This window comes from Bacillus sp. CHD6a, from assembly GCF_001293645.1.
Lineage (GTDB): Bacteria > Bacillota > Bacilli > Bacillales > Bacillaceae_I > Sutcliffiella_A.
The window spans coordinates 392470-406528 of sequence record NZ_LBMD01000001.1 but is presented as its reverse complement, the minus strand read 5'-3'; the positions used below and the strand labels follow the sequence as shown (position 1 = coordinate 406528).

The 14059-nt window shown below is 38.9% G+C and carries 13 protein-coding genes; 12 read left to right on the top strand and 1 reads right to left on the bottom strand.

Going from position 1 to position 14059, the window contains the following annotated elements; translation table 11 throughout:
* Positions 1–87: 87 nt before the first annotated feature.
* From AAV98_RS02050 to AAV98_RS19805, 3 genes are all read left to right on the top strand, one after another.
* Positions 88–768, top strand: coding sequence for a class I SAM-dependent methyltransferase (locus AAV98_RS02050; protein ID WP_060663885.1), 681 nt, complete (start codon positions 88–90; stop codon positions 766–768).
* A gap of 14 nt (positions 769–782) precedes the next feature.
* On the top strand, positions 783–1472 hold the full coding sequence (locus AAV98_RS02045; protein WP_060663884.1) for an AIM24 family protein: 690 nt from the start codon (positions 783–785) through the stop codon (positions 1470–1472).
* Between the two features lie 123 nt (positions 1473–1595).
* Positions 1596–1748, top strand: coding sequence for a DUF3934 family protein (locus AAV98_RS19805; RefSeq protein WP_082380726.1), 153 nt, complete (start codon positions 1596–1598; stop codon positions 1746–1748).
* Positions 1749–1772: 24 nt separating this feature from the next.
* Here AAV98_RS19805 and AAV98_RS02040 read toward each other — a convergent pair whose 3' ends face one another.
* Positions 1773–2948: a diglucosyl diacylglycerol synthase gene (locus AAV98_RS02040; protein ID WP_060663883.1), complete on the bottom strand. Its 1176-nt coding sequence runs from the start codon at positions 2946–2948 to the stop codon at positions 1773–1775.
* Between the two features lie 199 nt (positions 2949–3147).
* Here AAV98_RS02040 and AAV98_RS02035 point away from each other — a divergent pair, with 199 nt between their 5' ends.
* The 9 genes from AAV98_RS02035 to AAV98_RS01990 all read left to right on the top strand — a co-directional run bounded on the left by AAV98_RS02035 (position 3148) and on the right by AAV98_RS01990 (position 14051).
* Positions 3148–4839, top strand: coding sequence for a formate--tetrahydrofolate ligase (locus AAV98_RS02035; RefSeq protein WP_060663882.1), 1692 nt, complete (start codon positions 3148–3150; stop codon positions 4837–4839).
* Between the two features lie 361 nt (positions 4840–5200).
* A complete protein-coding gene (locus tag AAV98_RS02030; protein ID WP_060664004.1) occupies positions 5201–5734 on the top strand; it encodes a glutathione peroxidase in 534 nt (177 codons plus the stop codon).
* A 230-nt stretch (positions 5735–5964) separates the two neighbouring features.
* Positions 5965–6807: a DegV family protein gene (locus tag AAV98_RS02025; RefSeq protein WP_060663881.1), complete on the top strand. Its 843-nt coding sequence runs from the start codon at positions 5965–5967 to the stop codon at positions 6805–6807.
* Between the two features lie 851 nt (positions 6808–7658).
* On the top strand, positions 7659–8288 hold the full coding sequence (locus tag AAV98_RS02015; RefSeq protein ID WP_060663879.1) for an HD domain-containing protein: 630 nt from the start codon (positions 7659–7661) through the stop codon (positions 8286–8288).
* Between the two features lie 4 nt (positions 8289–8292).
* Positions 8293–10200, top strand: a complete 1908-nt coding sequence (locus AAV98_RS02010; protein ID WP_060663878.1) for an ABC-F family ATP-binding cassette domain-containing protein — start codon at positions 8293–8295, stop codon at positions 10198–10200.
* 21 nt (positions 10201–10221) lie between these two features.
* The gene (locus AAV98_RS02005) at positions 10222–11343 is read left to right on the top strand and encodes a conserved virulence factor C family protein (protein ID WP_060663877.1); all 1122 of its coding nucleotides are present in this window, start codon (positions 10222–10224) and stop codon (positions 11341–11343) included.
* Positions 11344–11522: 179 nt separating this feature from the next.
* Entirely contained in the window at positions 11523–11957 is a 435-nt protein-coding gene (locus AAV98_RS02000; RefSeq protein ID WP_060663876.1) for a BrxA/BrxB family bacilliredoxin, read from the top strand.
* Positions 11958–12010: 53 nt separating this feature from the next.
* A complete protein-coding gene (locus tag AAV98_RS01995; protein WP_060663875.1) occupies positions 12011–12784 on the top strand; it encodes a class I SAM-dependent methyltransferase in 774 nt (257 codons plus the stop codon).
* Between the two features lie 676 nt (positions 12785–13460).
* Positions 13461–14051, top strand: coding sequence for a YpjP family protein (locus tag AAV98_RS01990; protein ID WP_060664003.1), 591 nt, complete (start codon positions 13461–13463; stop codon positions 14049–14051).
* Positions 14052–14059: the final 8 nt, after the last annotated feature.

The following is a 14059-nucleotide window of genomic DNA, read 5'->3' as shown; positions in this document are numbered from 1 at the left end:
AGATCCTCCTTTCTCTATACGATTGTAGCGTTTCCTTGTAGAATAAATTTATACGGTTTATAGGGAGTAGTTAAGGGAGGGATTATTATGAAGAAGTTCAATTGGAATGAAGAAACAGAGAAGGTATGGAATGAGCGAGCAGATTTTTGGCACGAAAACAGTGAAAACATGTGGTTAAACGGTAGCAGGAAGACTATTATTCCATTTATAAAAGAGAGGCTAACTCAAGAAGCGCATGTTTTGGATGCAGGGTGTGGCGATGGATTTGGTTCATTCTTGCTTGCTGAGAATGGGTACCATGTAATAGGAGTGGATATTGCAGAAGCCATGATAGAAAGAGCTGTGAAAAAACGGGTACATACAAACATCAAATTTCAAAAGGGGAGTTTGACGGAGCTGCCATTAAAGAATCAGTCCATGGACGCCGTGATGGCTATTAATTCAATTGAATGGGTAGAACATCCTCTTCAAGTGTTAGAAGAATTTCAAAAAGTGTTAAAGCCAGGTGGAAAGTTGTTTTTGGGGTTGTTGGGACCAACTGCCGGACCAAGGGCACATAGCTACCAAAGGCTGTATGGAAAAGAAGCAATCTGCAACACCATGATGCCATGGGAGTTTGAACGGTTGGCACTTGAAAATGGTTGGGAACTTTTGGACGGGATGCCCGTATATAAGGAAGAAGCGAAAAAGTTGGATACTGCTAATTTACCTCGCTTTTTAAAGCAAGCATTAACGTTCATGTGGGTTTTTGAGTTGCAGAAAAAATAAAGGGGAGATTTTTTATGTCTAAATACTCCATTCAGCAATTTATTCAAAAAAGTAGGCAAGAGGATAAAGGGCAAGGTCTATTCGAGTTAGAGACAGAAAGAATACTTGAGGTAAATCTTAAAGGAGACATATGGGCTAAAATGGGTTCTATGATTTCCTATGAGGGTTCCATCAAGTTTCAACGAGAAGGTATGTTAGAACACGGTTTGGGGAAATTGATGAAAAAAGCCCTTACCGGGGAAGGTTCACAACTGATGAAGGCCTCAGGCAACGGGAAGCTGTATATTGCTGATCAAGGTAAAAAAATTACAATCCTTGATTTGGAAGGTGACAGCATTTATATTAACGGCAACGATTTGCTTGCTTTTGAAAAAGGATTAGACTGGGACATTAAACTTATGAGAAGAGTGGCAGGCATGATGGCAGGTGGACTTTTCAATGTAAGGCTGGAAGGTCGTGGAATGGTTGCATTTACCTCGCACTATGAGCCTCTCACTTTAATGGTGAATCCTGGTCAGCCTGTTTATACAGATCCTAACGCAACGGTTGCATGGTCAGGTAACCTCCAACCCGAGTTTGTCACAGACGTGCAATTGAAGACTTTCCTTGGAAGAGGAAGTGGAGAATCAATTCAAATGAAATTCGCCGGTAACGGTTTTGTGGTAGTACAGCCATTTGAAGAAATTGTCTCAACAGGAGAATAGCACACCTTCGACACAAAAAACCTTTTCTTAATCACTCTAATGTAGTAAGCTAGATGTTTAATACAAAAAGTTATTAGAGCTGTGTTTAACAGAGTCTGGTTGAAATATATAGGAGTGAAACAAATGAGTAGTGGAAAGAGCAAAGGCGGAGGAACTGGCCGCGGAACAGGTAAAAAGGGATGGAGCCGATGGCAAAAAGCAGCAAATAAAGCCAAAAGCAACAAACCCTACAAGAGTAAAGGTGCCAAAGCAAAAGGAACTAGTGGATCTGAATAATAGGGGAAAGCTTGGTAGCGTTATTTAGCTCCCAAGCTTTTTTTTCTGTGATTTTATAATAGAGTGATTTTTCATTCGTGATATTTTCTCGCTCTCATTGAGTATATCTGTCATGATTTTCTCCTGAGAAGAGGGCAAGTACATTTTTCTAATGGATGATTGCAAAGAAAGTTGTTTCTGTTTGCTTTTTAATAAAGAATCGATGGTATTAAGCAACTCTTCCTGATTTTTCGCTGTTAACGCTGCACCCTTTTCTGAGAAAAAGAGTGCATTTTCTTTTTCTTGGCCAGGAACAGGCATATAAAGGATAAGAGGAGTACCGGTTGCCGTAGCCTCAGTAAGAGTGATTCCCCCAGGTTTAGTCACCATGACACTGGCTATCCTGTACAGTTCATCAATTCTCTCCATGTATCCGAAACAATGTAATCTATCTCGGTACCTATTCTCGAGTTGTGCCATTTCGTTTCTTAAAGAATGATTTTTGCCGCACACAACAGCAAGTTGATGATCTGTTTTTAACAAAAGTGTTTCACATGTTTCCTTTATATTCTTAAGTACTCCATGAGCTCCAGCGATAAGTAGGATTAAATCTTTTTTGGGACTGATCCGGTATTTGTTAAAAAGAATACCCTTGTCTAACGGTTGAGAAAAAGAAGGACGAATTGGGATACCGCTTACTACAATTTTCGAATCAGTTACGCCTCTTGAACGAATCTTTTCTTTTAATTCATTGCTCGCAACATAATATCTATCAATATCGTCATGAAGCCAAAGACTGTGCAGGCAATAGTCGGTGATGATATTGAAGGTAGGTATAACTATTCCTGTTCTACGACGGAATTCAGGTACAGCGTTGATTGGAAAAGTGTTTATGAAAATGTCCGGATTTTCTGTTTCAATTAGAGAAGTAAGTCGTTTAAATCCGTATTGGTAATACCAACGAAGCATCTTTTTATTTTGAATGAAATCTGTTCCGTAATAAAACAACTTATAAAATTGCTTTCCATATGTAAAACTTTTGGAATAAAGCTTTTCTGTCACTTCTGAAATGAACGGATGTGATTCTGCATACAGGTTGCATATCTTTACATTTTCGTATCCTCTTTTGACACACTCTTGATATAAAGAATTAGCCACCTGCAAATGGCCGTTTCCATAAGAAGCAGTCAAAATAACAATTTTCGACCCTTTATGCCTCATCATTAATCCCCCTAACTACAATTCCTACTTTATAAAATAGTATCAATCTTTTGTTATAAGGAAATTAAAGTTTTTCTAATTTTATGTAAATTTTCATGTACGGATGAGCACAACTAATCCATAATTTTTAGGAATAGTGGTACAATAATAGCATTGCAAAAAACATACAAGTTTATCAGTTAAAACGGGGGAATGAATGATGAAGCATACCAAGACAGCAGTGCAGAGTGATATTGAAATTGCCCAACAAGCTTCCATGAAAAAAATTATGGACATCGCAAGGCTGCTTGATATTGAAGAAGATGAAATAGAGCTTTATGGAAAATATAAAGCAAAACTCTCCCTGGACATTACAAAGCGATTACATAATAAACAAAATGGAAAATTAATTTTGGTTACAGCAATTAATCCTACTCCTGCTGGAGAAGGAAAGTCTACCGTTACAGTTGGGCTTGGTCAAGCAATGAACAAGTTGGGAAAAAAGACAATAATTGCTATGCGTGAACCTTCTCTAGGACCAACGATGGGAATGAAGGGCGGAGCAACTGGTGGAGGATATTCCCAGGTGTTGCCGATGGAAGATATCAACCTCCATTTTACAGGGGATATTCATGCCATTACGACAGCCAATAATGCTCTTGCAGCCATGATTGACAACCACATCCATCAGGGAAACGATTTAAAAATTGATACAAGAAGGATCACTTGGAAAAGGGTGCTCGACCTCAATGATCGAGCGCTAAGAAAAGTAGTCATCGGAATGGGAGGACCAACACAAGGGGTGCCCCGAGAAGATGGCTTTGATATTACGGTTGCCTCTGAAATTATGGCTGTATTCTGTTTGGCAAAAGATGTAGCTGACTTAAAAGAGAGACTTGCTAGTATCGTCATCGGATACGATATGGAAAAGAAACCAGTAACGGTAAAAGATTTAAAGGTAGAAGGTGCCTTGACTTTACTCCTTAAAGACGCATGCATGCCAAACCTTGTGCAGACTATGGAACATACGCCTGCCATCATTCATGGAGGTCCTTTTGCCAACATAGCCCATGGCTGTAACAGTGTAATAGCGACGCAAATGGCGGCAAAATTAGGGGATTACGTGGTTACAGAAGCAGGATTCGGTGCAGACCTTGGTGCGGAGAAATTTTTACACATTAAGACACCTGCACTTGGATTTAATCCCGAGGCAGTTGTCATTGTTGCTACAATACGTGCCATTAAAATGCATGGGGGCATGTCAAAAGACCAATTAAAAGAAGAGAACCTGGAAGCGCTCAGTATAGGGATAGAAAATGTGAAAAAACATGTGGAAACAATAGAAAAGTTCGGTCTGCCGTATGTGATAGCCCTTAATGAATTCATAACAGATACAGCTGCTGAAATAGAGTTTGTGAAAAGTTGGTGCCAGAAAAATAAGATTCCAATGGCTCTCACGCAAGTGTGGGAACAAGGTGGGAATGGAGGACTTGAACTGGCTAAAACAGTACTGGAGCAAATAGAAGCAAAAGAAACTTCCTATACTCCACTCTATCAATCAGAGGACACACTGGAACAAAAACTTGAGGCAATTGTAAAGAATGTTTACGGTGGATCAGGAGTTGAATTGTTGCCAGCTGCCCAAAAACAACTTCAGCAAATTGTTGGAGAAGGATGGGGCCATTTGCCAGTATGTATGGCCAAGACACAATACTCCCTAACGGATGATGCCAAAAAGCTTGGAAGGCCAGAAAACTTCACGGTTACCATTAGAGAGTTGAAACCTTCTGTAGGAGCAGGTTTCATCGTTGCGTTAACCGGGAACATCATGACGATGCCGGGTCTTCCAAAAGATCCTGCCGCACTGAAGATGGATGTTGATGAAAAGGGCAAAGCGGTAGGCTTGTTCTAATGTTTGATTCAACCGTTTTTGATAATTTGAAGGTAGTCATTGAAGGGGATTTATATGACTTAGACCTGGATGGTGTATGGTGAGCTTCTGAAGCGTTCAGAGGCTCCTGGCTGTACCGTTAAGTTATTTTTACTAAAAACGTGTCAGAAGATTCGAACCTACATAAAGAGGTGGAGAATTGGAGAATTTCTCTTTCAAAAGTCTGGCTAGAAAGAAACATACATACATATCATGAGGCACACGGAAGTAGTGAGTGTACAACTTAAAGCTGAAGTTATTTATCCTGGAAGACAATATTGATGATTTAAGAGACAAGCTTTTGTTTATGGTAGAGACTAATAGCTAGTTTTACACACAAATGATGGACAGGGATAACACCATAATCCATAATAAAAAGAAAAATGAGGTGAATGCATTGGCAACAATCTATGATTTTACTGCACCAGATATAAGAGGAAATGAAGTACTGCTCTCGGAATATAAAGATTACGTCCTATTAATTGTCAATACAGCTAGCAAATGTGGTTTTACGCCACAATTTGAAGAGTTAGAGGAACTTTACAAAGAATATAAGGACAAAAAGTTTATGGTACTTGGTTTTCCATGTAACCAATTTGGAAATCAAGAACCTGGTAAAGAAGAAGAGATTAGTGAATTTTGTCAGTTGAATTATGGTGTCTCTTTCCCCATGTTTTCCAAAGTAGATGTAAATGGGGACGATGCGCACCCGCTATTTGATTATTTAAAAGAAAATGCAAAAGGATTATTGGGATCAAAAGCAGTAAAATGGAATTTCACCAAATTCCTTGTAGACAGAGACGGAAACGTAGTGGAGCGATTTGCTTCGGCAACATCTCCTTCAAAAATGAAAAATGATATCGAAAAACTACTATAATAAATTCACTTCTATCTAAGTAAAGGCTAAAGAATAAATTTTCACTTTTAATACTATTATAAAAGCAATCCCTTTTCTAAAAACAGAGAAGGGTTTTTTTGTTTTATTATCGAATAAATAATAATATCACTATTCAAATTTTCATTTTGGATACAATCTATGGTTGTAAGTATTATTATCAGAATAGTAGAATAAAATAAGATAAAAGATAGAGAGAAGGGGGATTTACTATGGAAAAAATAGCTTGGGTAACAGATAGCACAGCTTATTTGGACGAGATGTTGTCAAATCATCCTGATGTTTACAGCATTCCGATGGTGGTCTATTTTGAAGAAGAGGAATTTCTTGATGGTGTGACACTATCTTTAGAGGATTTTTATACAAAACTAGAGGCAAGTAACACCCCACCCAAAACATCACAACCTTCTGTAGGTGCATTTGTTGAGTTGTACAATAAATTGGCAGAATCATATGACCGGATTATATCCGTACATTTATCTAGTCATTTAAGCGGGACTGTGTCATCTAGTACGCAGGCAGGGGAACTTGTAGATATTCCCGTTCACACAATAGATTCCAAAGTCATCTCATTTCCCTTATCTGCAATGGTGAAAAGAGGAATAGAAGCCCAAGAAGCAGGGAAGTCATATGAGAATATTATAGAAATACTAAACGATTTATCCACAAAATGTGATATATATGTTTTGATAGGTAGTTTAGAACAATTGCATCGAAGCGGAAGGATGTCAGGTGTACAAAAGCTATTAGGCAGTCTGCTTCAAATAAAGCCGATCATACAAATTAAAGATGGTACATTGGATGTTGCAGAAAAAGTCCGCACACATAAGAAAGCGCTATTAAAAATAGTGGATTTTTTAGAAGTGGCTCAAGCAAATTCAACGATCAAAGAACTATTTGTCCTTCATGGCACTAACGTAGAGGAAGCGGACGCCCTAGTGGACAACCTAAGGGGAAAATATCCTGATATACCAATTAATCGCTTTCCGCTTTCTACAGCAATTGCAGTTCATGCTGGAGTAAATACAATCGGTATTTCCTGGTATAATGAATAAAATTAACGAAACTGAAGGACATATTGAACCTCCTTATCACCAAGAGCATAAGCACCTAATAAGGTGTAACCTATACTAATATATCTAGATAACGTTTCGGCGCAGCTATTAGCTGAAGGTTCAAATGGAGCGTGGTCACTCTTAAATACAGCTAACACTTCATTTGTCCTATAATTGCATCTGATTAGGACGATATGAGTGCCAAACCAGGCAGTTCCAATTTGAGAACGGTTTATATTCCAAGAATAATTCATTCTTTTTTCCTTTCTAGCTAATGTTCAACGTCCGCTAACCCAAGACGTAGCCATTAGCTTTTTTGTTGTGATGATAAGCAAGTTTGTAATACAGTGGATTTCCGTTCCATGCGCTTCGCTTGCCTGCGGGCGGTCCGTAAGCCTCACTTTATTCCAGCTTCTTATATGTCCCTTCCTACCGCGGGCGCCTTGGCGCCTCCCACTCCAATCAACAATGTAACCTCATTCACGGAGAGGCTTAGAAAAAAGCAATTTAACAGAATTAATTGATGAAGCATTAACATCTAGCTCTCATAAATTTCTAGCTGCAGATTGGAGCAAAAGGCGAAGACTCCAGCGGGGGAGCAGCGACAATGTTGAGACCCCGCAACGAAGTGAGGAGGCTCAAGGTCGCCCCGCGGAAAGCGAAGCCATTTGCGGAAATCTACAGCGGTGTTAAACAAATTACCAAAAGTATTAAGCTGACTCAGCCCATTTTATGAAAGAGAATCGCCATATGTTACACTTATGAAATGACTTACATTGCGAAATGGTATAGATATTGACTTTTACATGTTAAAATGGAACTGAATCATATGAAAAAGGGAGTTACATAAAGTGATACATAAAGTAGAAGAATACGTAGAATCATTATTCAACAAGGACAGCACCGGGCATGACTGGTTCCATATCCAAAGAGTCAGAAGGCTTGCCTTACATATAGGAAAAGAAGAGAATGCAAATCTTTTGATGGTAGAAATCATTGCCCTATTGCATGATGTACTTGATGACAAAATGACGGAAAATAAAGACAAGGCGAAACATGAAATAGTTGAACTTTTGTCTGAACTGCCACTAACTAAAATACATATAGATGAAATTCTTTATACAATAGAAAATATCGGATTCAAAGGCGGAAATGGAATAGTACTGGACACACTGGAGGGGAAAGTGGTTCAGGATGCTGACAGGCTAGATGCACTAGGTGCCATTGGGGCTGCCAGGACATTTATGTACTCTGGAGCAAAAGGACGAGCGATGTACGACCCTCAAATAGAGGCCAGAACATCGATGACTTATGAGCAGTACAGAGGCGAAAAGTCCACAGCCATTAATCACTTCTATGAAAAGTTATTTCTATTAAAAGATACACTTCAAACAGAAGAAGCGAAAAAGATTGCGTTGGAACGTCATGAATTCATGAAGAAATTTGTAGATCAATTTATGAAAGAATGGAATGAGATATAACAAGATGAAAATGTTGATTGGGGAAGATCTATCTAAAACATATGTGGAAAAAGTACTGCTTGGGAGGGCCTCCTTCAGTATTCAAGAAAAAGAAAGAGTAGGTCTAATAGGTGTAAATGGTACAGGGAAATCCACCCTTTTAAAAATTATCGCCGGAATAGAAACTCCTGATGCAGGAACCATTACTGCTTCCAATGACTATACAATAGGGTTTCTATCTCAACAGCCAGAATTAAATGAATCTTTTTCAGTAATGGAACAAATCTTCAGCAAAGAGTCAAATACGAACAATGTCATTCGACAATATGAGAAATGCTTACAGAATATCCAAGAGGACCCGCTGAACGAAAAACTTCAGGATCAACTTGCTAAGCTTCAAGCACAAATGGATCAGCTTCAAGCATGGGATGCAAGCTCAAATGCCAAGGCTATTCTAAATAAACTGGGAATTACGGATACAAACCAGCAGATATCCAATCTTTCAGGTGGTCAGAAAAAACGGGTAGCTTTATCTCAAACTTTGGTGGAAGCTGCAGATTTACTTATATTGGACGAACCTACTAACCATCTGGATTTTGAGGCGATAGAATGGTTAGAAGACTATCTGAGCAAGTACCAAGGAGCGGTACTGCTTGTAACACATGATCGCTATTTCCTTGATAAAGTAACAAACAAAATATTCGAACTGCATAATGGCTCCATTTACACTTATACAGGTAATTATGGAGATTACCTGGAAGCAAAAGCGGTCAGGCAGGAAGAAGAACTTAAAGTAGAAGCAAAACAGAAGAGCCTTTATCGCCAGGAGTTAGAATGGATGCGAAAAGGAGCAAAAGCGAGAACGACGAAACAAAAAGCAAGAATTAAGCGTTTTGAGGACCTAGATGAGAGAGTATCCTCCACTTCCTCTACTGGTGAATTAGAACTACTTTCAGGCTCTGCTAGGCTTGGGAAAAAAGTAATGGAAATAGAAGATGTATCTCTTCAATTTGGAACCAAGGTAATTCTTAAACATGTAAACTTATTAATCAAGCAAAAAGACAGAATCGGAATAGTCGGACCAAATGGGGTTGGTAAGTCTACCCTATTAAATGTCTTTGCTCAAAAAATTTCACCTGACCTCGGTAAAGTGGATGTTGGATTAACTGTTAAACTTGGTTACTATACCCAAGAGCAGCAGGAAATGAATCTTGATCAAAGAATGATAGAATATATAAAAGAAGAAGCCGAGGTTATTAAAGGAGAAGACGGACAGCATATCAGTGCGTCACAGTTACTCGAGCGCTTTCTTTTTCCGCCCCATTCCCACGGTACTCCAATACGGAAGCTTTCAGGAGGAGAAAGAAAAAGATTATACTTATTAAGAATACTCATGTCCCAGCCAAATGTATTGCTTCTTGATGAACCTACCAATGATTTAGATACTGAGACATTGACCATTTTAGAGGGTTATTTAGATGAATTCCCTGGGGTTGTCATAACTGTTTCCCATGATCGTTATTTCTTAGATAAAGTTGTGGATGAACTGTTTATCCTCGAAGGTGACGGTAACGTTAAAAGGATTTTCGGCGAATACTCAGACTATGTACAAGCGCAACAACAAAAGCTGAAAGAACAGAAGCAGTTAGAGCAAGCAAAAAAAGATACACAAACAGCAGCCCGCCAAAAACAAAAAACCTTAAAATTGTCCTATCAGGAGCAAAAAGACTGGGATACGATAGAGGAAAGAATTATGGAGCTTGAGGAAAAGCTTGAGACCATTGAGAAAGAGATTGCAGCAGCAGGAAGCGATTATGAAAAGGTTAGCAAGTGGCTTACAGAGCAAGAAGAAACCAATCAATTGTTAGATGAGGCAATGAACCGATGGGAAGAACTCTCTGAAAAAGTAGAAAAGATAAAAGAGCAATCATAAGAATAGAAGGGGTGTATTTTCTTGAATATACAATCTATTGAACCAACTCCAAGTCCCAACACGATGAAGGTTATCCTAAGTGAAGAACTGCCTGCAGGTTCAAGAAACAATTATACAAAAGACAATAGCGACCTGGCACCTGAAATCATACAAGATATACTAGAAATTGATGGTGTAAAAGGTGTTTATCACGTAGCAGACTTTTTGGCAGTAGAAAGAAATGCCCGCTTTGATTGGAAAGGGATACTTTCTGAAGTAAGGGCTGCTTTTGGAGAAACAGAAGACAACCAAGACACAAAAGATCAAAGATCCCTTGAAGGTTTTGGGGAAGTGAAAGTCTTCGTTCAAATGTTCCAAGGAATTCCAATGCAAGTGAAACTTACAGACGGAGAACAGGAAAAACGTGTTGGATTGCCAGATAGGTTCATGAAAGCTATACTTTCAGTTCAAGAACAGCAAGATAATGTCGTACTTGATCGTGAATGGAAGGAACATGGTATCCGCTATGGAGATCTTGAGGCCGTTGGTACGGAGATAGTAGAAGAACTTTCTGCAACTTTTACAGAAGAACGCTTAGAAAAAATGTTAAAGCAAGAAAATAATAAGGAAAAATCGAATACAATAAAATCAAAAGAACGTTATAAAGTGACAGTGGAAATGCTAGAAGACCCCGACTGGTCAAAACGATTTGCTGCACTAGATCAAATGGAACCTAAACCAGAAGACATCCCAGTATTGGCAAAGGCTTTAGAAGACGAAAAGGGATCTATCCGCCGTTTAGCAACTGTATACTTTGGAATGCTTGAAGAATCCGACATTTTACCTTACTTGTCAAAAGCGCTTAAAGATAAGTCCGTTACGGTGAGGAGAACAGCTGGTGACTGCATGTCAGACCTAGGCGATAAAGCAGCCATGCCTGCCATGATTGAATCCTTAAAAGATAAAAACAAGTTAGTTCGTTGGAGAGCTGCCATGTTCCTTTACGAAGTTGGTGACGAAACTGCGCTTCCTGCACTTCGAGAAGTAGAAAACGATCCGGAATTCGAAGTGAGCATGCAAGTGAAAATGGCCATCCAACGAATAGAAGGCGGAGAAGAAGCAAAAGGCTCCGTTTGGAAACAAATGACTGAAAGAAATAACTAAGAAGAATACCGAGTTTAAGAAGTTTCATAGCAGTTGATTGGAGCAAAGGGCGAAGACTCCTGAGGGAGACCCCGCAGGCTTCCGCAAAGCTGATGAAGCTTTCGTCAGTCCCTAGCAAAGCGAGCCGGAGATCAACTGCGGTATAAGTAAATACCTATAACATAAGGAGGAATTGAAAAATGTCAATGGCATATGAAGAATATATGAAACAAATAGTAAAACCTATGAGAGATGAACTTACAAGAGCAGGATTTCAAGAACTAACCACAAGCGATGAAGTGGAAGAATACTTCAATAAAGTAGAAGGAACAACGCTTGTAGTGGTGAACTCTGTTTGTGGTTGTGCAGCAGGGCTAGCACGTCCAGCGGCAACCCAATCCATTATCCAAGCCGACAAAACACCTGATCACCTAGTTACGGTTTTCGCCGGTCAGGATAAAGATGCTACGTCCAAAATGAGAGAGATATTCGGTGATGTTCCACCATCTTCTCCATCAATGGCCGTATTAAAAGGGAAAGAACTCGTACATTTCATTCATCGCCATGATATTGAAGCGAACACGATGGAAAACATCATGACTAACCTTCAAGGAGCTTTTCAACAATATTGTTAATTCGCTAGGATGTGTGTAGATACTACGCACATCCTTTTATAAAGGAGAAAATTATGATTGTAACTACTGCGGGGAGAACCGATGAAGCAATGATTCAAACTGCAAAGCATATTGCACAAGACCTTGACTGTTCATACATAAAAAGAGATAAGAAATCAATAGACATATTATTCAAGGAACATAATCAAGAAGTTTTAGTGATAGGGAAAAATAGGTATGAATGGCATCGCATGAATGAAACTGAACCTATTTTCTTTCATCCTAATACAGCAGGATTTCGAGTTAAAAGGTGGCTACAAGGAGAAATCGAGCCATTCTTAAAAGCAACAGAGTTAAAAGAGGGAATGAGTTTTCTTGATTGTACACTTGGTCTCGCATCAGACAGCATTATGGCAAGCTTAGCGACAGGTGAAAAAGGAAAAGTGTGCGGCATAGAGGGAAATGAGGTACTTGCTTATTTGGTGAAAAATGGACTTGCCTCTTGGGACACTGACTATAAATCGCTTGAAAATGCAATGAGACGCATTAAAGTAATCCAAGGGAAGCATCAGGAAATCTTATCTAACCTACCAGATAAAAGCATTGATGTTGTATACTTTGATCCAATGTTTGATATTGAGATTCAAGCATCAAACGGCATTGCACCGCTAAGAAAGATAGCGATAACAGATCCACTAAATGAACAAACACTTCAGGAAGCAAAGAGGGTTGCCAAAAACAGAGTAGTACTGAAGGACCACTGGGAAAGTGAAAAATTTGCCAATTTCGGATTTACTGTACTAAAAAGAAAATCCGCAAAATTCCACTTTGGCTATATAGATTGTTAGGCTATGTAAAACGGAAACTGTAAATTAGCAAAAAAGGTAGCTGGTGATGGGAGGATAAGGGGGAGACTCCTGTGGGAGATAGCGCTAGGTGGAGACCCTGCAGGCGAAGCCGAGGAGGCTCCAGCAGCGCCCCTAGGAAAGCGAAGCCATTTGCGGAAATCAACAGCGGTGTTTATAAAAATACTAAAATCAAGCCTTTTTCAGTGACCTCCAGGCAGAGCTAGGAGTCTCCAGCAGTGCCCCAAGGAAAGCGAAGCCATTTGCGGAAATCTCAAGCGGTGTAAATGTGTTTAAGTAAAAAAGCCTCGTGTTCTCAACACGAGGCTTTTTCTGTAGATTCAGTCAGTAAAACATAAATAAATTAATGCACCTAAAGTAACAAAGCTTGATACCATTACTGCAATATCTGCCATGAGTTTAACCTCCAATATGTACTATTCATTAATATTAACAAAAAAACACAAATAAATGAATAATAAAAAAATCATTTTTCAATAAATCACAAGATTAGTGCGGAATCTGTAACAAAAAGCAACCCAAAGAAAGTTTTGAAAGGCAAAGAAAGAAAAGTTAAAGCGAAATTGATAAAATTTTCTTACTTTTGTGATATACTAGTTTTACATAATACTAGAGAAATTAATAGAATGGGGATTTACAGATGGAAAGTAAAGCTGTCTTGCCGAAATGGCTCAAGAAATCATTAGTAGTCTTAATTACAGCGCTCACGTTCGGTACAGTATCGCCACCTGCCTATTTGACAATAGACGATCAGAAGGATGATTCCTCGTTTGGCGATGTAACAAGCAAAGAATATAACAGTCATTCTAATGAATTTATAGCTCCATTTGAACAAAAATTATCTAAAGATTCATTCCTGTCTTTCGCTACAGAACAGGCTGAACAACAAAGTTATGCAAAATTCGGTTCAAGAATCGGACCAAAAATACAAGATGAATTTAAAGATGTGATTTTACCTAGAATGGAACTGGTTCTACAAAATTTAGCAGAAGAGCATCCTGAAGAAGATCTCACCAATTTGACTATTTCTGAAAATCCTACAGGTGGAGATAGCGAAAAGATTTTTCATATTTATCATGCTGTTTCAGGAAAAGATCTTATCCGATTTCATGTAAGAAAAGATCATCCGCCACTTGATGGGTATTATTTTAACTTCCATTACCATACTTATCACGATGACTTTCATGGACATCATGCTTTAGGGTCAATTTATTGGGCGAAAAACACGCCACCTAAATGGTTGAGCTAGAGAGAAAG